The 22,052-nt window shown below is 64.5% G+C and carries 17 protein-coding genes; 2 read left to right on the top strand and 15 right to left on the bottom strand.

Annotated elements, in window-relative coordinates; translation table 11 throughout:
• Positions 1-413: 413 nt before the first annotated feature.
• The 8 genes from EAE28_RS16765 to EAE28_RS16730 form a co-directional block, all read right to left on the bottom strand.
• Positions 414-2,276 carry an ABC transporter ATP-binding protein gene (locus EAE28_RS16765; protein ID WP_246022408.1) on the bottom strand — a complete coding sequence of 621 codons (1,863 nt, stop codon included), beginning with the start codon at positions 2,274-2,276 and terminating at the stop codon, positions 414-416.
• Positions 2,273-3,199 (bottom strand): ABC transporter permease, encoded by a 927-nt coding sequence (locus EAE28_RS16760; RefSeq protein ID WP_127108361.1) that lies wholly within the window; start codon positions 3,197-3,199, stop codon positions 2,273-2,275. The genes EAE28_RS16765 and EAE28_RS16760 overlap by 4 nt, the downstream gene beginning before the upstream one ends.
• On the bottom strand, positions 3,199-4,179 hold the full coding sequence (locus EAE28_RS16755) for an ABC transporter permease (RefSeq protein ID WP_127108359.1): 981 nt from the start codon (positions 4,177-4,179) through the stop codon (positions 3,199-3,201). Before EAE28_RS16755 ends, EAE28_RS16760 begins: the two co-directional genes overlap by 1 nt.
• A 114-nt stretch (positions 4,180-4,293) precedes the next feature.
• Entirely contained in the window at positions 4,294-5,874 is a 1,581-nt protein-coding gene (locus EAE28_RS16750; protein WP_127108357.1) for an ABC transporter substrate-binding protein, read from the bottom strand.
• A 44-nt stretch (positions 5,875-5,918) separates the two neighbouring features.
• Entirely contained in the window at positions 5,919-7,529 is a 1,611-nt protein-coding gene (gene ggt, locus EAE28_RS16745; RefSeq protein ID WP_127108355.1) for a gamma-glutamyltransferase, read from the bottom strand.
• Positions 7,526-8,953: a M20/M25/M40 family metallo-hydrolase gene (locus tag EAE28_RS16740; RefSeq protein WP_127108353.1), complete on the bottom strand. Its 1,428-nt coding sequence runs from the start codon at positions 8,951-8,953 to the stop codon at positions 7,526-7,528. The genes ggt and EAE28_RS16740 overlap by 4 nt, the downstream gene beginning before the upstream one ends.
• Positions 8,950-9,351 carry an AtuA-related protein gene (locus EAE28_RS16735; RefSeq protein WP_127108351.1) on the bottom strand — a complete coding sequence of 134 codons (402 nt, stop codon included), beginning with the start codon at positions 9,349-9,351 and terminating at the stop codon, positions 8,950-8,952. The genes EAE28_RS16740 and EAE28_RS16735 overlap by 4 nt, the downstream gene beginning before the upstream one ends.
• Positions 9,348-10,727, bottom strand: coding sequence for an acyclic terpene utilization AtuA family protein (locus EAE28_RS16730; protein WP_127108349.1), 1,380 nt, complete (start codon positions 10,725-10,727; stop codon positions 9,348-9,350). The genes EAE28_RS16735 and EAE28_RS16730 overlap by 4 nt, the downstream gene beginning before the upstream one ends.
• Positions 10,728-10,840: 113 nt before the next feature.
• Between EAE28_RS16730 and EAE28_RS16725 the strand changes: the two genes are divergently transcribed.
• Positions 10,841-11,755 carry a LysR family transcriptional regulator gene (locus tag EAE28_RS16725; RefSeq protein ID WP_127108347.1) on the top strand — a complete coding sequence of 305 codons (915 nt, stop codon included), beginning with the start codon at positions 10,841-10,843 and terminating at the stop codon, positions 11,753-11,755.
• A 95-nt stretch (positions 11,756-11,850) separates the two neighbouring features.
• Here the strand turns inward: EAE28_RS16725 and EAE28_RS16720 are convergent, their stop codons facing one another.
• The 5 genes from EAE28_RS16720 to EAE28_RS16700 form a co-directional block, all read right to left on the bottom strand.
• Complete coding sequence (locus EAE28_RS16720; protein ID WP_127108345.1) at positions 11,851-12,906, bottom strand: ABC transporter ATP-binding protein; 1,056 nt, start codon at positions 12,904-12,906, stop codon at positions 11,851-11,853.
• Entirely contained in the window at positions 12,906-14,633 is a 1,728-nt protein-coding gene (locus tag EAE28_RS16715; protein WP_127108343.1) for an ABC transporter permease, read from the bottom strand. Before EAE28_RS16715 ends, EAE28_RS16720 begins: the two co-directional genes overlap by 1 nt.
• Positions 14,634-14,692: 59 nt before the next feature.
• The gene (locus EAE28_RS16710; protein WP_127108341.1) at positions 14,693-15,730 is read right to left on the bottom strand and encodes an ABC transporter substrate-binding protein; all 1,038 of its coding nucleotides are present in this window, start codon (positions 15,728-15,730) and stop codon (positions 14,693-14,695) included.
• A 92-nt stretch (positions 15,731-15,822) separates the two neighbouring features.
• Positions 15,823-16,758, bottom strand: a complete 936-nt coding sequence (locus tag EAE28_RS16705; RefSeq protein WP_127108339.1) for an NAD(P)/FAD-dependent oxidoreductase — start codon at positions 16,756-16,758, stop codon at positions 15,823-15,825.
• A gap of 4 nt (positions 16,759-16,762) precedes the next feature.
• The gene (locus EAE28_RS16700) at positions 16,763-18,430 is read right to left on the bottom strand and encodes a UGSC family (seleno)protein (RefSeq protein ID WP_127108337.1); all 1,668 of its coding nucleotides are present in this window, start codon (positions 18,428-18,430) and stop codon (positions 16,763-16,765) included.
• Between the two features lie 108 nt (positions 18,431-18,538).
• Between EAE28_RS16700 and EAE28_RS16695 the strand changes: the two genes are divergently transcribed.
• Positions 18,539-19,468, top strand: a complete 930-nt coding sequence (locus tag EAE28_RS16695; protein ID WP_127108335.1) for a LysR family transcriptional regulator — start codon at positions 18,539-18,541, stop codon at positions 19,466-19,468.
• A 44-nt stretch (positions 19,469-19,512) separates the two neighbouring features.
• Here the strand turns inward: EAE28_RS16695 and EAE28_RS16690 are convergent, their stop codons facing one another.
• Both EAE28_RS16690 and EAE28_RS16685 read right to left on the bottom strand, forming a co-directional pair.
• Positions 19,513-20,331, bottom strand: a complete 819-nt coding sequence (locus EAE28_RS16690; protein WP_127108333.1) for a ChaN family lipoprotein — start codon at positions 20,329-20,331, stop codon at positions 19,513-19,515.
• A complete protein-coding gene (locus tag EAE28_RS16685) occupies positions 20,328-22,052 on the bottom strand; it encodes an ABC transporter ATP-binding protein/permease (protein WP_127108331.1) in 1,725 nt (574 codons plus the stop codon). Before EAE28_RS16685 ends, EAE28_RS16690 begins: the two co-directional genes overlap by 4 nt.

Raw genomic sequence — 22,052 nt, 5'->3', positions numbered from 1 at the left:
ATATATTGCCCTTTAGTCACGGCGGATGGCATTGCAGAGAAGTGACGAAATTCCAGCCCCAGGGCTCAAATGGGAGCGACATCGCGCGGGGGAAGATCTGTCGCCACAGGCATCAGGGGCGCTGGTGGCAAGCGCCTGCGGCACGGCACGGTGCGGGCGCCATCAATGACCCGGTCGGCTGTACTTCTCGCACTGGGGGAGCGTTGCTTTGCAGGCGCTTGATCGGTTTCGAGTCACTTCCCGAAAGCCCCATTCACGCAAGACCCCCTCAGTAAGGCGGTCGGCGGCTGTGGCCGTACGCGATCAGACCCTCCGCGCCGTCAGATCAAGGGGCCGCGACCTGCGCCGCGGCCCGTTCGTGAGGCCCCTGCGCGATGGTGTCGGCCAGTGCTGCAGGGTTGGCGGGCTGTTGATCAGCCTTCATCCATCACGAAATGTCCCGGCGCGACGGTTCGCCATTGCCGCGTCGGGGGTGTGTAGTCCAGTTGCCGGACAGGGCTGCGGATCTCTTCGGCCGGGATCTGGCGGGTCTGGTGGCGGCGGGCGGGGTCGACCACTGGCACTGCCTCGATCAGACGGCGCGTGTAGCTGTGCTGCGGATTGTCGAATATCGCCTGGCGCGGCCCTATTTCGACGATTTCGCCCAGATACATCACAGCCACCCGGTGACTGACGCGTTCGACCACGGCCATGTCATGACTGATGAACAGATACGAGACCTTGAAGCTTTCCTGCAGGTCCAGCAGCAGGTTGATCACCTGTGCCTTGACCGACACATCCAGCGCCGAGACGGATTCGTCTGCCACGATGATCTGCGGGTCCAGCATCAAGGCCCGGGCGATCGAGATCCGTTGGCGCTGCCCGCCGGAAAACTCATGCGGAAACCGCGAGGCCATGTCCGCATCCAGCCCGACCTTTTGCAGCAGTGCCGCCGCCTTGTCGCGCGCAGCGCGGCGCGAGCCGAGACGGTGCACGACAAACGGCTCGGTCAGGGCATCGCCCACAGTCATGCGCGCGTTCAGGCTGGAGACTGGATCCTGAAAGATCATCTGCACCTTGCGTCGCATGGCACGCAGATCGCGGTGGCCGAGCCCCGCCATATCGCGGCCGCCGACCATGATCCGGCCTGACACCGGATTGACCAACCGCATGATCGAGCGCCCAGTCGTGGACTTTCCGCAGCCCGATTCACCGACAAGCGACAGCGTTTCACCGGCGTGGATGTCGAAGCTTACATCCTCGACCGCATGAACGCGGGCAGTGACCCCGCCCAACGTGCCGCCGCGCACATCGAAGCGCGTGGTCAGGTTCTGCACCGACAACACCGGCGCTGCGGCGTGATCGACAGTGTCGACAACCGGACGCGGCGCGGTGCTGTTGCCGGTTGCCATATCGACTTCGGCAAACCGTGCGGGCAAGGGGCTGTCAGACATCTCGCCCAGCCGTGGCACGGCGGCCAGCAGTTTGCGGGTATAGGCTTCGTGCGGGGACAGAAGGACCCGGCTGGTCGGCCCCTCTTCAACCTTGCGGCCGTGATAGAGCACCACGGTCCGGTCCGAGGTTTCCGCCACAACCCCCATGTCATGGGTGATGAACATCACCGACATGCCCTCATCCGCCTGCAGTTCTTTGATCAGCTGCAGGATTTGCGCCTGAATGGTCACATCCAGCGCCGTCGTCGGCTCGTCGGCAATCAGCAGTTTGGGCTGACAGGCCAACGCGATGGCGATCATGATGCGTTGGCGCATCCCGCCAGAGAACTGGTGCGCGTATTCGTCGATGCGCCGCCCTGCCGAGGGAATGCGCACCCGGTCCATGAGACGCAGCGCCTCGGCACGCGCCTGCGTCTCGTTCAGGCCGCGATGCTGGCGCAGGGTTTCGATGATGTGAAACCCGATGGTATAGACCGGGTTCAGACTGGTTTCCTGAAAGATCATCGCGATCTCGTTGCCGCGAATGCGCCGCATCGCGTCGTCGGGCAGGGTCAGCAGGTCTTGCCCCTGCAACAGCACCTGTCCCTCGACCCGGCTGGTCTTTGGCGGCAACAGGCGCATGATCGACATCGCCGTGACACTCTTGCCCGAGCCGGACTCTCCGACGACAGCCAGCGTTTCGCCGGCAGCGATGTCAAAGGACACATCATCCAGCACCGATGTCCAGCGTCCGCGTTGCACGAAAGAGGTGCGCAGATTGCGCACGGCCAGCAGCGGCGCGGGGGCGGTTTGCGCGGGGGTTTCGCCTTGGCGGGTGCGGTCAAGCGTTTGGATCGTCATCATGCCTGCCCCTTGGGATTGAAGACATCGCGCAGGCGGTCGCCCACAAGGTTGATCGCCACGATGGTCACCAGCAACGCGATACCGGGGAAGAAACTGAGCCAGTACTGGCCTGCGAACATGTATTGATAGCCGTTGGCGATCAGCAGCCCCAGACTGGGTTCGGTGACCGGCACGCCGATGCCCAGAAAGGACAGCGTCGCCTCAAGCGTGATCGCGCGGGCAATCTGCACGGTGCCGATGACGATCAGCGGCGTCATGCAATTGGGCAGCAGGTGGCGAAAGATGATCCGGTACAGCGGCACGCCAAGGCAATGCGCCGCCTCGATGTATTCACGCCGGGACTCGACCAGCGCCGTACCCCGCGCCGTCCGGGCATAGGTGGCCCATTCGACGATGATCAGCGCCAATATGACATTGCTGATCCCCTTGCCCAGAAAAGCGAGGATCATCAGCGCGACCAGAATGGTCGGAAACGACAGCTGCAGATCGACAAGCCGCATGATCACGCTTTCGGTCCGACCACCGCGATAGGCCGCGAACAGACCCAGCGTGGCACCGACCAGCACCGCACAGACCGCCGAAACCACGCCGACAAACAGCGAGATCCGCAGCCCGTGCAGGATCGCCGACAGCATGTCGCGGCCCTGATCATCGGTGCCCAGATGATAAATCATGTCGCCGGACGACGCCTCGGTTCCCGGCGGCAACAGGCCTTCCATGATGTCCAGCTGCATCAGGTCATAGGGGTTCTGTGGCGAGATCAGCGGCGCGAGCAGTGCCAGCACGAGGATCACGCCCAGCAGCGCCAGCATGACGACGGCGACGGGCGAGCCGCGATAATCGCGCCAGACGCGACGCCAGGCGGCCTCGGGCCGATCGGTGGCAGCGTTGTGAATCGAGGGGGTTTCGGGCAGGTTGACCATCAACTTTTCCCTCTGGCAGCAAGCCGGACGCGCGGGTCCAGCAGGGTGTAGGCAAGATCCACCAGCAGATTGATGACCACGAAGATCACGACGATCATCATCAGGTAGGCCACCATCACTGGCCGATCGAGCACATTGATACTGTCGATGATCAGCTTGCCCATGCCGGGCCAGGCGAAGATCGTCTCGGTGACAATCGAGAAGGCAATGACCGAGCCAAACTCAAGTCCGATGATCGTCACTACCGGAATCAGGATGTTCTTGAGGACATGCACCCAGATCACGCGTCCTTCTCTCAGGCCGCGCGCCCGGGCATATCGGATATAGTCCTGCGGCAGCACCTCGCGCACACCGGCGCGCACTAGCCGCATGACCAGCGCGATCTTGAACAGCGCCAGATTGAGCGCGGGCAAGGCCAGATGCGACAGTCCGTCCAGCGTGAGAAACGACCAGCGCATGCCGAACAGTTCGACCGTTTCACCGCGTCCTGATGCGGGCAGCCAGCCAAGATTGACGGAAAAGATCATGATGAGCATCAGCCCGACCCAGAAGGTCGGCAGCGAAAATCCAAGGACCGAGCCCGCCATGAACAGCTTGGCCAGCGGGCTGTCAGGCCGCAGCCCGGCATACAGTCCAAGCGGAATACCAATCACGATGGCCACCAGCATTGCCGAGGCGGCCAGCTCCATCGTTGCGGGCAGGCGCTGCAGGATCACCTGCAAGGCGGGTTGGTTGTAGACGTAGCTGCGGCCCAGATCGCCGTGCAGTACGCCGTTGAGAAAGCTAAAATACTGTTCCCACAAAGGCCGGTCGAGCCCGAAGGCCTGAACCACGCGAAGCCTCTCGGCGGCCGTCGCGTCGGGGGGAATCAGGATCGCGACCGGGTCGCCAACGACATTGACGCCGATGAATACGATCACCGTCATCGCCAGCATGACCAGCAGGGCCTGAATCAGTCTGCTGCCAAACCAAGAAATCATCGTAAGGCTTCCTTTCTTCGGGTCATTCCGCCGGATTCGGCTGGTCTTCGGCGGCACAAAGCCAGGGCCGTGGAACTCGAACGGGGCCGGCAAACGGCCCCGTTCGTTTCAGGATCACTGGGCCGGGTGAATGTCGATGGCCAGCGTTCGCTCATCGCGCCGGGCGTCAATCGTCACCGTGCTGCGCGTTGCCCAGTTGTTGATCAGCATGAACAACGGGATCATCGCGGTGTCGGCATCGACCATCTCGACCGCCTGGATCAACAGTGCCTCACGCTCGGCATCGTCAAGCGTTGCCATGGCGGTATCGACCAGCGCATCCAGTTCGGGGTTCGAATAACGCCCGGTGTTGAAGATGCCGGTCCCGGCATCCGCGTCGCGGGTATGGAGCACGTTGGTCAGCAGGTAACCCGCTTCACCCGTGGGGCTGCCCCAACCCAGCAGGCCGACCGACAGCTCACCGGTGCCGGTGATGCCCGAATAGGTCGACCACGGCTGAGAATCGACCGAGGTGCGCAGACCCAGACGCGCCCACATCTGCGCCAGCGCCTGTGTGGTTGCGGCATCGCCCGGATAGCGGTCATTGGGACCGAAAACCGGCAAGGTGAAGCCGTCCGGGTAGCCCGCTTCGGCCAGAAGCGCTTGCGCGGCTGCGACGTCATAGGGCGGCACTTCGACCGACGGCGCATAGGAGAACTGGCCCTCGGACAGCCATTGCCCGGTCGGTACGGCAGCGCCTTGCATCAGACGGGTGGCCAGACCTTCGCGGTTGATCGCCAGCGACAGGGCACGGCGCACGCGCGGATCCTGCAGCGGGTTGGTGTCGAGCGCTTCGCCGTTCGGACCACTGACGCCCGGCGCGCTGTCCGTCTGGTTGAGGCCGACATACATCACGCGCATGCCCGGCGTCGAATAGACCGCGAGGTTGTCGTCGCTGCGCAGGCGCTCCAGATCGCCCGAGGGCGGCGTGTCGATCACATCGACATCGCCCGACAGCAGCGCCGCAACGCGCGCCCCGGCGCTGGGGATCATGCGCAGCGTGACGGTGTCCCACGGCTGCGCCTCGCCCCACCAGTCGTCGTTGCGTGCATACTCGACCCTGTCGCTGGGCGCGTAGCTGACAAAGCGGTACGGCCCGGTGCCGATTACGGCGGTGCCGGCGTTGTAGTCTTCGGTCGTCGCGGTTTCACCGACATGGCGCGAGATGATGGGTACAAAGGCCAGATTGCGTGGCAGGTTGGGGGCCGGAACCGGCGTGGTGATTTTCAACGTCAGATCGTCGATGACCTCAACCGATTCCACTTCGCGCAGGAAACCGCCAAAGCCGCCGGGGCTGTTGGGCACATCGCGCGCCCGCGTGTAGGTAAAGGCGACATCATCGGCGGTGAAAGGTTCGCCATCATGCCACGTCACGCCGTCACGCAGGTGGAACAGCCATTCGGTGTCCGACACAGCCTCCCAGCTCAGGGCCAGCGCCGGGGCGAGCGAGGTGTCGGGGCGGCGGTCGATGAGCCGGTCGAAGATATGCATCGCAACGGTGTGGTTCGGGGTCGCGTTGTAGAAATGCGGATCCATCGAGGTAAACGCGCCGCCGATGGCGATGCGCAGCGGATCGGCACTGACCGCGGGCGCAAAGGCAGCAACGCTGATGGCAGATGCCATCAGAAGGCGGGTCAGCCGGTTCAATCGTTTCATGGTCGGTCTCCTGTTGAAGTTTTTGATTTCAGGTTCTGGCTGGATCAGCCGCGCATCCACGTGCCGTCGCGTTGCGGATCTGCGGCGGCTGATAGGTGCCCGCCCGCATCACGATGCACTGCGTGAAGCGCGGCAAAGGCGTAACTCATGGTCGAGCGGGCGACGGTATAGCCCTGCGCCTTGAGCCCGGATTCGGTCGCGCGTGAAACGCGGTTCGAGATGTCGATGATGTCGCTGGTAACGCAGATCCGGGGTGCGGCGACGGCGTCGAGCACCGGCATTCCGAAATCGACGATGTTGCTGATCCCCTGCATCATTGCAGGCAGGATCGCCGTCCCGCCGGGCGCACCGATGACGATGCGCGGTTTGTCGCCCTGAAACACCATCGTCGGCATCTGCGAGCTGGGCCGGCATTTGCCCGGCCCCAGCGACCCCGGACGACCCGGGCGCGGGTCAAACGCGCTCATCAGGCACGAATACATCACGCCCAGCCCCGGCGTCATCGCCCCGCTGGGAGTCCCCAGCGTATGCGTCAGCGTCACAGCATTGCCGACGCTGTCAACGACACAGACCTGCGTGGTGTTGGGCGATTCCTTTCCGGCCTGCAGGCGCTCGACATGGGCGATGCGGCCCGAGCGGATATCAGCGGCGTGTTCCTCGGCGCGGTCCTGCGACAACAGCCAGTCCTGCGGCACATCGCTGAACCGGGGGTCACCGATATGGGCGTCCTTGTCGGTGGTCACACGCTTGAGGATCTCGGCCAGCAGCGCGACGTGCCGGGGCGAGTTATGCTCGGTCCCCATCAGGTCGAAGCGATCCAGCACCTGCAGCGCCTGAATAAGGCTGATCCCACCGCCCGAGGGCGGCTGCGAGGCAACATCCAGCCCGCGAAAACGACCCCAGACCGGCGCGGTCCAGTCCACGCTGATCGCTGCCAGATCCGCCATTGTCATCAGCCCGCCATTCGCGGCGAAGTCACCGATCATCTCCTCGGCAATCTCGCCGCTGTAGAAGATCCCAGGTCCGGCTTTGGCGATGCGCTCCAGCGTGCGGGCGAGTGCCGGGTTTGCGATGCGATCCCCGGGACGCTTGAGGGCCCCGTCAGCGCGGAAGTAAAGTGCGCGGCCGGTCGCGCTGAACGCCAGCAGATCGCGGATCGCGCAGCGCCCCAGCGTCCGGTCGTCGAGGTTCCAGAAGTGGCTCATGTACGGTCGCACGGTGAACCCGTCGCGGGCATAGGCGATGGCGGGTTCCAGCGCCTGCGCCAGATCCATCGTGCCGTGACGTTCCAGCGCCGAGGCGAAACCGGCAAGGTTGGTGGGCGTTCCGGCGGCCAGATAGCCCATCTCGTTGACCGCGCCCTTCACGGCAAAGGAAAACCCGTCGCGCGCCTCGCCGATCAGGGAGTCCTGCCACATATCGGGCCTCGTCGCCGCAGGAGAGCGGGCGAAGAAGTCGGCCACTTCATGCACCCCGCGCCCCGGCAGAAACACCTGCATCGAGCCGTAGCCGGTCAGCCCCGTCATCTGCGGATCGACCACGCATTGCACAAAGGCCGCCGTGATCGCGGCATCGACGGCATTTCCGCCGCGACGCAGCGCGTCTGCACCGGCCTCGGCGGCCTCGGGTTGCGCGGCAACGACGATCCCGCTCATGACGCGCTGCCGTCGGTCGCGGTGCGGAAATCGGCGGGTGAATAGGCGGCGAGTTCTTCCAGCAGCGCTGGCCACAACCTGAGTCCCAGCGGGATCGAGTCGAGGTGGAAGAACTCGTTGGGCGCGTGGACGTCTTCGTCGGGCAGGTTCATGCCGAACATCAGCGTGTCCATGTCCAGCTTCTGCGAGAACACCGCAGTGATCGGCACCGTGGCCCCCAGCCGCACCAACACCGGCTCTTCACCGGTTTCCGCCAGCAGTACGGTGCGCGCGGCTTTGACCAGCGGGTGATCGGCCTCGATGTTGGACGCGGGCGCGCCATGGCCCCCTGCAAAGCTCAGCTCGACACCCTCGGCGCAAGCGGCGCTCAGATGGTCGCGCAGGACCTGTTGGGCGGCGTCCGGGTCGATGCCGGGCGACAAGCGGGCAGTGATCTTGGCATGGGCGACGTCGGGGATGACGGTCTTGCCGCCCTCGCCGGTGTAACCGCCCCACATGCCGTTCACGTCAATCGCCGGGAACAGGGTCAGCCGCTCGCGGATCGTCAGCCCCGGCTCGCCCGCGGCAATCGCACCGACATCGGCGACAAAGGCAGCTTCGTCGAAGGGCAGTGCGGCGGCATTGGCCCGCTGGGCGTTGGTGATCGGCCGGGCGAGCGCGCGCAGGCCTTCGACAGCGACCGAGCCATCCGCGTTGTGCAGGCTGGTCACCAGACGCGCCATCTCATGCAACGCATTGCGGATCGAACCGCCGTAGCGGCCGGAATGGGTTTCCTTGTCGGCGGTCCGCAGCGTGATTTCGAGCGCGGTCAGCCCGCGAGCACCCACGTTGATCGTGGGTGTCACTGGCGACGCACGCCCGCCGTCAGCCGAGATCATCGCGTCAGCCTTGAGCAGCGGGCGGAACTTTTCGATGATCGCGCCCAGGCTAGGGCTGCCGCTTTCCTCTTCGCCTTCGAGGAACAGCTTGACGTTGATCGGCAGGCGGCCATGCACTTGCAGATATCCCGCCAGCGTCTCAATGGCGATGACGGTCGAGCCTTTCACGTCCGACGCGCCGCGCGCATAGAGCCGGTCGCCCACCACCGTCGGCTCGAACGCCGGGGTGCGCCAGAGCGCATCGGGACCGGCAGGCTGCACGTCGTAATGGCCGTACACCACCACCGTGGGCACGTCCGGCCCGGCCTCTTCCCACGCTGCATAGATTGCCGGGTGGCCGCCGCCATCGAGCAGTTGCACGTCCTTCATGCCGATCTCGCGCAACCAGTCGCACAGGAAATCGCGGGTGCGGGCCATTTCGGGATTGAACGCGCTGTCGGTGCTCACGCTCTTGAAGCGCAGCAGCGTGTCCAGACGCGCCATCACGCTGTCCTGACGGGCGAGAAGGGCGTCAATAACGGGCTGGGCGGTGATGCGCTGGGTCATGCGGAAAGATCCTCGGGAACGGGGGAGACGGGCGATGGTGCTGCGACAGCGGCAAGCACCGCCTGCGCCTCGGCGTCAAGCTCGAGCCGGAGGCCGAGCAGATGGAAAGACAGGGTCTTGCCATGGCCGTCGAGACCAAGCGACGCGTTGACCCCGCCTTCAAGCAGGTCATCGAGCACAAAGTTGAACGCCGCCAGCTTGGGCAGGTCATAGCGCATGACGGCGGTCGGGCGCCGGTGCGCGAAGTGCTTTTCCACCCGCTCGACGGTCAGCAGGCGGGCGAGCAGCGGATAGAATTCTGGACGTCGGGCTATCACCGACAGGTTCGAACGGTTTCCCTTGTCGCCCGAGCGCGAATGCGCAAGCTCGTACAGGGAGACGCTGGCAAAAGGGCTCATACCTCGGCTCCGATCAGACTGACTTTCGGCTCGGCCAGCGAGCGTGGCAAAAGACAGGCGGTGTTTTTCAGACGTGGGGTCAGGCTGCCCCGCACGCCGCCGCCACCCGCGGGGCCCGCGACATAAAGCGCTTCGACCTCTTCCAGCAACAGGCGCCCTGCTTCGGCCGTGGCCACCTCGGCGGCGAACATGACGCGCAGGTCGGGGCTGGGATCGACGGCATGACGCCCCGCCAGTGCCTCACCTGCGGTATCGCCGAAGACAGACACCAGCCCCACGATATCGGCCCTGAGCAACAGCCCCGGCGCAAGTCGCGCCATGCGGTCGCGGATCGTCTGCACTGCCAGCCGGGCGCGGGCCTCGGCGTTGATCCCGGCATAGGAAATGCCAGCCTCGGCGAGCAGACCGCCATCGATGCAGACCGTGGCTTTCAGCTGGTCAGGACGTGGCTTGCCGCGCGCCTTGGCGACGCGCACCCGGTTGGGACCAATCTGCGCAAGCTCGACATCTGTCATGTCGAGCACGACATCCGGGGTCACATAGGCAGCGGGATCGTGGATCTCATAGAGGATCTGCTCTTTGACGCTGCGCAGATCGACCAGACCGCCGGTCCCGGCAGGTTTGGTCAGCTCGAAGCTGCCATTGGGTGCGACGCGCACCAGCGGATACCCAAGGCTTTCCATCCCCGGCACATCCTTGACGCCGGGATCGGCGAAGTAGCCGCCGGTCACCTGCGGTCCGCATTCCAGCAGATGCCCGGCCAGCACACCGGCGGCCAGCCGGTCCCAGTCGTCATCGGCCCAGCCGAACGCATGGATCAGCGGCCCCAGCGCCAGCGCCGGATCGGCGATGCGCCCGGTGATCACCACATCCGCGCCCTGATCGAGTGCTGCAGCTATCGGCCCGGCGCCCAGATACACGTTGACCGACAGCACCTCGGGGTGGCTGGCAAGGATCGGTGTTCCCGTTTCGGTCGCGGCAAGCGTGGCGGCATCAACGCGGCCGAGCAGATCGTCACCCTCAACGCAGGCGATGCGTAACCCGTCGAGCCCGTCCTCGGCCGCCCACTGGGCCACCAGTCGGGCCGCCGCGCGCGGGTTCGCCGCGCCGAAGTTGCCGATCACCCGCACACCCACCGCCACGCAAGCCTTGAGATACGGGCGCAACATCGGCTCGAAGGTTGCGATATAGCCGGCTTCCGGCGTGCGGCGGCGTTCATTCTGGGCGTTGGCGAGCGTGCGCTCGGCGAGCATTTCATAGACCAGAAAACGTGGGCCATCATGCTCTGCGAGCGCAGCAATCAGGGCCGGGGCGGAATCCTTGCGGTCGCGGGCAAACCCCGCCGCGCAGCCAATCATCACATCTTTCCCGGCCATTCACGCACTCCTTGTCTTCGGAGGCGACTTAACCAAGGCCGCATATATATTGTCAAATAATGCAAATTCATTTATACATAGTACAAACCTATGAATGAAAGTCCGCTTTCCCGATGAATATTACGCTGCGGCAGTTCGAGGTTCTGGTCACGGTCGCCGATACAGGCAGTTTTACCGTTGCCGCAGAACAGCTTGGCGTGTCGCAACCCTCGGTCAGCGAAACGATCCGGCGGATTGAAACCGAGCTGGGATTTCCCGTTTTCCACCGGACAACACGGCGGCTGACAGCATCGCATGACGGCACGCATGTCATCGCCAGCGCCCGCGAACTGATCCGCACCATGCAGTTCACCTACGACACCATCCTGGCCCGGATGGGCGGCGAGACGAGCCGGATTTCGCTGGCCGCCCTGCCGTCGCTGATCAGCAGCATCCTTGCCCCGGCACTAAGCACGTTTGGCAAGAGCCACGCGAAGGTCGCGGTCGAGGTACACGATTCCAATCAGGAGCGGGCGTTGGCGCTGGTGTCCGATGGCATCGCCGACATGGCCTTTGTCAGCCAGGGCTCGTTGCGCCATGATCTGACCTTCGAGACCCTTGCTGCCGACCGCTTCTTTCTGCTCTGCCCGGCGGATCATCCGTTGGCCGGTCGATCGCAGGTCTGCTGGGCGGATCTGGCCAAAGAGCGTTTCATCGCGCTAACCCCGACGTCCTCGGTCCGCAAGGTGACGGATGCGGCATTTTTGCAGGCCAACGCGTTGTGTGTGCCGCATTACGAGCTCGAGCAGGTGCCCTCGGTTGCGGCGATGGTGCAGGCTCGGTTGGGCGTTGCCGCGCTGCCTGAGTATTCGTTTTCAATGTTTCCCCGCGACCATATGGTCGCTGTGCCGCTGGTCGCCCCGGAAATGGTGCGCCGTATCGGCGTGGTCACGCGGCGCAACCGACCGCTGGCACCATCGGCGCTGGCGTTTATCGACCAATGCCGCAAGGGGGTGGCAAGGGCCGGGCTGCAAGAGCCCCGGCGCTGAACCGAATTGGGTTCAGTGAAGCAGAAGCGCGCCGTTCTGACGCCGCAACCCCCTTGCGCGTGCTGACCCCGGCAAGGCATCCGTCTCCGCTTCGCTCAGTGGATCTGCACGATCTGATCCTGCGAGGCCGTCGCCCAGACATCGTCGCCCAGCTGATAGATCTGGTGCGGGCGCGCGACGATGCGCAGTTCGAGCCCGCTGTCGGTGCGAAACACATAATCCCAGGTCTCGCCCAGAAACGCCCGCGCGCTGATCTTGCCGCGCAGCTTGAACAGATCGTCGGTGACAGGCTCTGCCGCGCTCAGATGCAGCGATTGCGGGCGGATCGAGACGAAGACTTCCGGCTCGGTCCCGGTAAACAGCGACAGAGGCAGCGCAAAGCCGGTGAAGTTGACCTGTCCCGCCCGCCGCGTGCCGGTGATCTGGTTGGTCCGCCCGATGAACCCGGCGACAAAGCGCGTCGTGGGACGGGTGTAGATCTCATAGGGCGTGTCGATCTGCTCGACCTTGCCGTGATTGATCACCGCGATCCGGTCCGAGGTGACCATCGCTTCACTCTGATCATGCGTGACATAGACCGAGGTGATGCGGAATTCGTCGTGGATGCGCTTGATTTCAAAGCGCATATCCTCACGCAGTGAGGCATCGAGGTTGGACAGCGGCTCGTCCAGCAGCAACAGTTTCGGCCGGATCACCAACGCCCGCGCCAGCGCCACGCGCTGCTGCTGGCCGCCTGACAGTTCGGACGGATAGCGGTCAGCGAGATGGCTCAGGCGCACGGCTTCGAGCATTTCACCGGCGCGGCGGCGCACATCGGCCTTGTCCATCTTGCGCAGTTTCAGACCAAAGGCGACGTTCTCCAGCACCGTCATGTTCGGCCAGATCGCATAGCTTTGAAAGATCATCGACATGCCGCGCTTTTCCGGCGGGATCGAGCCGCGCGGCGAGGATACCTCGACCCCATCCAGCAGGATCGAGCCCGAGGTCGGCGCGAGGAACCCGGCGATCATCCGCAATGTCGTGGTCTTGCCACAGCCGGACGGCCCCAGCAGCGACAGAAACTCGCCCGGTTGCAGGGTGATGTTGACATCCTTGACCGCGTCGACGGTACCAAAACGGCGACCGAGATCCTTCAGGACCAGACCTTGCATCAGGTTCTCCTCAGCATGAAATCACGTCCGAGCAGCTTGACGCCGATCAGCACGATGGCGGCAATGATCAGCAGCAACACGCTGCCAAGCGCCGCAAGACGTTCGAAAGTGCCCTCCTCGCTCATATCCAGCAGCACCACGGAAACGACGCGGGTATGCGGACCGACAAGGAACACGGCGGTGGACAGCTCTTGCGCGGCGGGGACGAACATCAGGATCCAGCCCGAAGCCAGCGTGCGCTTGAGCAGCGGCGCGACGACCTTGCGGATCGCCGTGAACTGCCCGCCGCCAAGGATGCGCACGGCCTCTTCCATTTCAGGGTTGATGGCGCGCACGCCATTGGTGCTGGTGGTATAGGCGATGGGCAGAAACCGGGTGGTAAAGGCCAGCACCAGAATGATGTAAGTGCCATACAGCCCCACCGGCGGCAGCGCGTAGACGGCATAGAAACCGATTGCCAGCACGATGCCCGGAATGACGAAGGGCGACATGCACAAAAAGGCCAGCACGCCGCCGTAAGGCAGCAATCTGCGCTGCACGATATACGAGATCGACAGTGCCAGCGAGATCGCCAGCGTCGCCGCAGCGGCACCCGTGCCCACGCTGGTCAGCAGTGCCTTTTGCGAGCTGGAATGCTCGAACAGGACATAGTGAAAATGCTCGAGCGTGAAGTTGTCGATGCTGAATCCGTCAACCCAAGTATGGCTGAACGCGGCCATCAGCAGCACCAGCAACGGCATCGCCACAGAGAGCAGTACCACCAGCATCGCATAGGCAAAGACCGCCCATTTCCAGCGGCCCAGATCAATGATCCGGCGCTCACCCCCTTTGCCGCCAACGGCGGTGTATCCCTTGCGGCCCAGTACCCGGCGCTGCAGCAGCAAAAGCCCGATGGTGATGCCCAGCAGCGGAATGGAATAGGCCGCGGCGACCTCGATCCGGATGGGAAAGGAAAAGAACTCGGCCAGCTGGATCACCACCACCGGGTAGCGCGCCGGGATCGAGATCAGCGCAGGCACACCGTAAAGCGCAATCGACACCAGAAAGGTCAGCAGCGCGCTGCCCAGAATCGTCGGCATCGCCATCGGCAGGGTGATCTTGAAGGCGGTGGTGAACGGTCCGGCACCAAGGATATTGGCGGCGTCCTCCATCTCCGAGGACAGCAGCTCGAACGCGGCGCTGACCAGAATGAAGATGGTGAAGAATGTGCTGACCCCCATCACCAGCACCAGCCCGCTGAACGAGAAGATGTTGACCAGCGGGTCATCCAGCCCGGTCAGCGCGGTCCAGGCCTGATTGATGAACCCGGCGTTCGGGCCTGCCAGCAGGATCCAGCCCACCCCGGTCAAATAGGGCGGCATCAGGAACGCACCGAACAGCGCAATACGCACGAGGGTGCGGCCGGGCATGTTTGTGCGCGTGCAGGCCCAGGCGGTCGGCACAGCCAGCAGAACGGCCAGCACCGTGGTGCCAAGCCCCATGATCAGCGTGTTCCACAGCGCCTGAACGTGGCGCGCGCGCCCGTAAGCGGCGATGTAATTGTCGAAGGTAAAGCCGCCGCCGCCCGCAGCGGTGAAGCTTTTGATCACCAGCATGGCGATGGGGGCGACAACCAGCAGGGCCAGCGCCAGCGCAAGGCCCAGCCAGACCAGCCGGACGGGTTGCAGCACCGAAAGCCGGGTCCTGAAGGACCGCGCGTGCGTCGCGATTTGGGGGTCGGTCGTCATGGGGACTCCGCTGTGCTGATGGTGTCGGCCGACCCCGGCAGGGCCGGCCGAGAGCGGGTTCAGATGCCGAAAATGTCGCGGAACATCTCGACGACGTCTTGCTGGTTGGCCAACGATTCAGCTACCGACACGGTCAGCACGCTGACCTGATTCAGGTCTGGTGTGCCCTCAGGGGTGGCGACATCGGTGCGCAGCGGGTTGCGGCCCTTGGAGGCCAGCCACTCCGAGAACTCGGTCGAGGCGAGGAACTCGGCGAACAGCCGCGCGCTGTTGGGGTTGGGCGATCCGGCCAGCACTCCGGCAGCGCTTGGCGGCAGGAACATGCCTTCGTCCGGCACGACCAGATCGACGGGCTTGCCATCGCGCATCGCATCACGCCCCAGCGCCAGCGAGGTCACAGTCAGCGAACGCTCGCCCGTCGTCACCATCGTGTAGCCATCGGCAATCGAGCGGCCGATCTGCGGCTCGTTCGCCGCCAGCCCCTCAAAGAACGCGCGGCCATAAAGGCGGTCCATCGCAATCGCCCATTGCCCGGCGCTGCCCGAGAAACCGGGGTGAGCGATGGCAATCTGGTTCATCCAGCGCGGGTCGGTCAGGTCGTTCCAGCTGCGCGGCACCTCGTCGGGGCTAACCAGATCGGTGTTATAGACGAAGCCGAAAGGCGACACGCCGGAGACGAAATAGTAGCCGTCCGAGTCGTTGAGCGCGGCCAGCGACGGCTGCATGCCTGACAGGTTGTCGGGCATGTATTGCGCCAGCCCGCTCAATGCCTTGAACTCTTCAAAGTCGGACACGCTGTTGGTGCTGACGATGTCGCCCTGCACCGCGCCCGCCTGAATTTCCTGCACCACGCGCTGAAGCGTGCTGCTGCCATTGGCGCGGACCGGATAGCAGGCGATGCCCTCGAACCGGGTCGAGAACAGCGCGCAGACCTCTTCGGCCTGCTCGGTCGTCAGCTGCGATGTGTACCAGGTCACGCCATTCTCGGACTGCGCCGCGGTATAGAGCGTGCGTTCTGTTCCCGTCATTTCCGTTGCCTGCGCCAGCGACGCGGGCAGGATCATGGTGGTGATCACCAGAGCCTTGAGAGTCTTCATGGGTGTTCTCCTCCTCTTGGGTGCGGCGCGTGTCCGCGATCTGCTGCCGGCACGAAACCGGGCAGCACGGCTGGGGCCCGTACGTGTTTCTCCTACCCCGCCGTTTTCCTCTGTTGCAGCCCGTCCACTGCCGAACGGGCCGCGCGCTGGCCGTCGGTGACGGCCTCGCTTAGCATGCCGATGCTGCCAACCCGCAGATCGCCCGCGGCATAGAGCGCGGGTGCTGTCGTCTGCAGTGTCGGCGTGACCAACAGCCGCCCGTCTGCATCCCGGTCGGCGATCCCCTCCAGAAACGCCGCGTTCGGTTGCAGGCCGGTGTAGACAAAGAGCCCGCTGGCGCTTTGCGTCTGTTCGGTGCCTTGGGCGGCGTTGTGCAGGGCGACGCCGGTCATCCCGGTCTCGTCGCCCGACACCGCCGTGACGGTGGTGTTCCAGAGCACCTCGATCGTGTCGCTGGCCATGATCTGTTCGGCCTGACCCTGCGTTGCGTCAAAACGGGTGCCGCGATGGACCAGCAGCACCCGGCCCACGACGCCGGCCAGCACCAGCGCCTCATCCAGCGCTGAGTCGCCGCCCCCCGCGACGATCACTGTTTGACCGCGAAAGAACCCGCCATCGCATGAGGCACAATGCGACACGCCGCGCCCGGTGTAAGACTCTTCACCCGGCACGCCCAAGGCGCGGCGCGTCGAGCCGCACGCGACGATTACGGCCTGCGCGGTGTGATCTCCCTCGCCGGTGGCCACGCGCCAGAACGCGCCCTCGCGCGTCAGGCCGGTCACTTCGGCCAGCGCAAGGGCTGCACCAGCGTCCTCGGCCTCATCCTGCAACATAGGGCCCAGCTCGAACCCGCCGATCTCATCCTGACCGGGGAAATTCACGATGCGGTCGATGGTGGACACCTGTCCGCCTGCGCTCAACCGCTCGATCACCAGCACCCGCGCACCGGCCTCGGCGGCGGCCCGCGCCGCGCTCAAGCCGGCGGTTCCGGCCCCGATGACGATGATGTCGTGATCCGCCTGCGTCATGGGATCAGCGCCAGTCGTCGATGCTGAGCGTGTCGTGCCGCGTGACGCTCATGATCTGCCAATAGCCGTTCGATTCGCCCCCGGTGACCACGACATTGATCCGCTCTTTCAGGAACTTGTGGATCAGCTCATCGGGCGCGGCCTTGAGCCGTGTCGCCAGTGGTTCTTCACCGAATGTCGCGCGCGGGTAGACATAATTCTGCACCAGTTGCAGATCCCAGTATTCCCCGGCAGGCACCTTGGCGAGATCATGGATAAAGTCGATGAGCGCCGCCTTCTCGGTAAACCCGCCCCGGTCAACGAATTGCTGCGCGCAGATCGGGTCCAGCACCAGACAAGGCGCGGTGATCGCTTCGGTGCCGCGCAGCATGTCGGCAACGTGCTCGCGCCAGTGCTTTTCACGCAGGCCGAGGCTATGCGTCACGGCGCGCAGGCCCGAGAAAATGCTCACGGTGCTGTCGTCCAGCTTGAAGCCGTGCTGCACATGCAGCGGCTCCCACGGGCTCCGCTCTTCGTTTTCGGCGAAGGTCATACCGGAATAGGAATAGGCGCTGCCCATCGTGCCCATATAGGTCTGATCGGGGACCGAACCGCCCTGCAGGTTTTGCGACAGCAAGCTGTAGGCGCGGCCGATGGTGGCGTTCGCGTGGTTATATGGCCCCATCGCGCCGATGCCGAAATTCATGCCGATCTCGTGGCGGATCGGGCCGTTGACCACAACCATCGTCGCGACCGAGGACGAGGACGAGCGCCGCGAGGAAAACTCGGACGCAGCCAGCGCCAGGATCACCGGGAAATACTCGGGCCGTGCGCCCGCCATCACGGCGTTGATCGCGACCTTCTCGACGGTGTAGCTCCAAGCGCCCCGATTCGGGGTTGGCTGCATGCGTCCGATTACCTCGTCACGCTTGCGGCTGGTGCCCGCCAGCATCTGCTCGACGCGCGCCTCGGTCGGCAGCACGATGGGCAGGAAATCGGTCCACAGGTTTTGCTGAAAGAGCGCGTGCAGATCGTCCTCGCTGTCCGCCCAGACCAGCCGCTCGCGCAGGGTCGCGGGGTCGCTGTCGCGGGTGACCGGGGGCAGGCTGGTGGTCAGCGCCTCGACGATCTCCTGCATCACCGGGCCGCCGCGTACCGGGTCGGTGCCATGGACATAGGCGCGCAGCTCGGCCTCGGTCTTGCCCATCACGGGTTGCGGCACAAAGACCAGCGGGGCCTGCGGCAAACCGGCCATCTTGGTGACCGAGCGCACGACGCGGTCGAACTTCTCGGTATGCACCGCCACAGTCGGCACGCCGTATTGCGTCTCAAGCGTGATCGCATGGGTCGAGACGGCGGGCGCGCAGGTGCTGCAATGACCGACGCCGATGATCGCGGCATCCCCTTTGTCGCGGATCTCTTCCCACAGAGCGGGGTCGTCCTTGGCATAGGTGCTGGCCAGCTGGCGGATCTCGACGGTGACGCCGGGCATGACCTCGGAGAACCAGACCTTGATTTGCTTGAGCAATTCGAGGGAATCGTCGAACCGGCTGTCCACCAGATAGACGGTCTTGCCCTCTAGCGTGGAAAGCCGCGGCGCGGCTGTCTTGCCGACGACAACCGGGGGAAAGCCTGTTGGGTCCAGCGCCGCAACGCGGGTTTTTGTCTGGGCACTCTGCAGATCGCGGGTCATGGCTGACGGTCTCCCCCTAACAGTCAGCAGACCCTAGCCTTGCCTGAGAGGGATAAAAATTACATAGTTTCGACAGGATATGTCTAAAATTTAGAAAGCTTGCGCCCGATGGACATCAGACAGTTGCGCTACTTTCAGGCAATCTATGACAACGGCTCGCTGCTGGCGGCCTCGGCGCGGGTGAATATCGCCACGACCGCGCTGAGCTATCACCTGACGCGTCTTGAGACCGAGCTGGCCACACCGCTTTTCATCCGCAAACCCCGGGGCATGAGCCCCACCGCCGCCGGAGAGCGGCTTTACCAGCACGCCACGTCCATCTTGCGATCCATCGACGTTGCGGTGGCCGATATCCGCGAAGGGGGCAAGGAAATCTCAGGCACGGTGCGCGTCGGCATGGCCTATTCGGCGGTCAAGGCGATCGGGGTGCAATTGGCAAAACGGATGATGGCCGACCACCCCCGTGTCCAGCTCAGCCTGAATGAGAGCCTGTCTGGTGCGACGCTGGCCTTCCTCATGCGCTCTGAGGTGGACATGGCGCTGGTCTATAACCCGCCCACCGACGCAAGGCTCAAGTCCAGCCCCTTGCTTAGTGAGCGGATGGGCTGCGTCGGCGCGCCGGAGCTGCTGGGCAAAGCCGAGGTGCCGATCTCTGTCGAGGAAATGATGTCCCTTCCGATCATCATGATGCAGCAGGGCGTCTCGTCAGGGCCGATCCTGGACGAAGTCGCGTTGCTCAAGCGCATTGAGAGCAGCGCAGTGCTGAAGATGAACTCGGTTCAGGCCATATCCGGCGCGTTGCGTGAGCGGCTGGGCTGTACCATCGGCACCAAGCTTTCGGTCAGTGAAGCGATCGCAAACGGAACCCTGACCTACAGGCCCATCATCGAGCCGTCGCTGTCGCGCACGCTCTATCTTTGCGAGCTCGCGGATCGACCGCAGACCTATGTGCAGGAGGTGGTTCGCGCGTTGCTGACCGAGCTGGTCAGCAACGGCGTGACCTCGGGCCGCTGGAATGCGACGCTGATCGGTGCTTGAGCGCGACGGTCAATTTCACCCGAATGAGGGGTTTTCCGGGTGCGTCAGCCCGGCAGCATCGGCAAGCCGTAGACAGCACAGGCCAGATCGGGGGCAGGGGGCATTGCTGTCGGACCCGTTTCTTGCGGAAGCAGAACGCGCGCGCCGGTGAAACCAAGGTCATCAAGCTGCGCGGGCGTGCCGCCGCGGTATTCAAGATGACCGCGCCCGATGATCCCGACGACCAGCGCATCCGGCCAGCGCTGCGCAGCCGCGACAATGCGACAGGCAAAGGCCCGGTCCCAAGTCTGCTGCGCCCTCACGAAGCGGTCAAATGCCGGGTCGTCGGGCCCTTGCGCCGCCCGGTCAGGTCGCGCGCCGCCCGTGATCTCGAACAGGTAGCGCCGATAGGCAGGGCTTGCCGGCGCTGAGGGGGTGATCCCCTCGCGGGCATCGACGGGAATGCTGTCCCAGCCCCCGGCACCCACGTCGCTTACCAGCGCGCGGCGGCAGTTCAGGCCGACCATCGGGACGCGATGCAGGCGGCAGAAGTGGAAGAGCGGCAGGTAAAGCTCGGCCGGGAACCCCCAGACCTTGCCCCATTCCGCGCGTTCGAGAAACTGTGCCTCGTCGAGATTGCCTGCGACCCAGTCGGCCAGCACGGGATCCAGCCGCTGCGGGAACATCTCGAACCCCATCACCATCTTGGAACGGTGCGCCAGCAATCCGGCCGCGATCTGCATCTGCCAGCGGTGGTGGTCGGCGCGGTCATGCCGCTCGCCGAGCAGAACCGCTGGGGCGCGGGCCATCTCGGCCATCACCTGCGTGTGGTCGGGCGTTGTGCCCTCAGCGGGATAGAGCCATTTTCCGGGCGCAGGTATCATGCGCTTATCCTTTCATCAAAGGGACCGATAGCCAGTTCGCCATCGGGATCCAGCCCGACAGGAGGGCGGTGCGCGACGCAAAGAATCGTCGTCTGTGGCAGCTCGCGGCGCAGCAAGGCCAGAAGCCGGGTTTCCGACGCGGGATCGAGCGCGCTTGTCGCTTCGTCCAGCAACAGCCAGCCCGGACGCAAGAGCAGCGCGCGGGCCAGCGCCAGCCGCTGACGTTCGCCCATCGACAGCCCCTGCAGGGTGCCGGGCCCGTCTGAGGCCACAAGCCGCGCTTCCAGTCCGACTTTGCGCAGCATCGCGTCCAGCACTGCGCGGTCATAGCTTGCCGGATCCTGCGGATAGGACAACGTTGCCAACAGCCCGTCCGAGAACGCGACGGGAACCTGCGGCAACGCCATCAGCGGGGCATCGGGCAGGGTGATACTGCCTGTGCCATATGGCCAGACGCCACGCAGCGCGGAAAGGAGTGTCGTTTTCCCGCGCCCTGAAGCGCCCCGGATCCAGATCCTTTGCCCCGCCGTGATGGTACAGTCGGGCACCGGGTCCAGCGCCCGCCCAGACGGGGTAAACAGCCGCAAGCCCGACAGGCGCAGGCGGTCGCCGCCGCCGGTCACCCGCAGCAAGCTGCGCGGCGCATCGGGTGCGGGACGGGGGGCGGCGGTCGCAAGGAACAGCCCTTCCAGCCGCTCGGACACGGCGACGAAGCGGGCGATCCGGGCGTAGTAGAACACGAAATAGCTCAGCGTCGTCGTGACGTTGGAAAACGCGCTGGCCGTTTGCATCAACCCGCCCAGCGTCACCGCCCCGCCGAAATAGGCGGGCAATGCCAGAAAGGTCGGAATGCGCAGGACGGTGTACCGGTAGGGCTGGGTATAGAGACCCAGAATGAATTCGCGCCCGATCAGCTGTTTCCAGTTGTCCCTGAGGCGGGCAAAGCGCGCCGCCAGCCGCCGCCGCTCGGCGTCTTCTCCGCCGGCCAGAGCGATGGCGTCGGCGTTGTCGCGCACCTGAACCAAGCCGTGCCGGAAATCGGCCTCGACGCGCTCTTGTCGAAAGGCGAGGTTCTTGAGCGGCTTGCCCAGCAGATGGGTGATCAGCGTCGAAAGTGCGACATAGAGGAAGGCCGCCCAGATCATGTAGCGCGGAACGGTGATGTCGAGTCCGACAAAGGAAAGCGACAGCGGAAAGCCCGAAAGGTTCCACAACACGGCAAGATAAGTGACCAGCGCGACCGAGCGGGCGATCAGGTCAACAGAGAATTCGAGCAGGTATTCGATGAACAGGTTGCAATCCTGCGCGATACGCTGATCGGGGTTGTCGATCGGATCGGGGCTGAGGCCGGGGCGCAGATGCCAGTAAGCACCATCGGTCAGCCATTGATTGAGCGCCCTCTCGGTCAGTCGCTGGCGCCACGCAATCTGCAACTGCTTGGTCAGCCAGGTGCCGATCAGGGACGCGCCGGCAGTCGCGGCGATCAGGATCGCGAAGACGCCGATCTGGCGCAGCGCTTCGACCGCATCGAGTTGCTCCAGCGCGTCGTAAAAGACCTTGGACCAGTTGATCATCTGAACCGAAAGCCAGACGCCACAGAACTCGAAACCGAGGATGAGCACGAAAAGGCCGAGGCCGGACCAGGCGCCCATGAGCCCCCGGTCCGGTCCCGAGGCGGCGAGCCAGGCCAGTCGCCCCAGACGTTTGAGCACAACGCCCAT

The sequence above is a fragment of the Pararhodobacter zhoushanensis genome (assembly GCF_003990445.1).
Classification (GTDB): domain Bacteria; phylum Pseudomonadota; class Alphaproteobacteria; order Rhodobacterales; family Rhodobacteraceae; genus Pararhodobacter; species Pararhodobacter zhoushanensis.
This window is presented reverse-complemented; position numbering and strand designations above follow the sequence as displayed.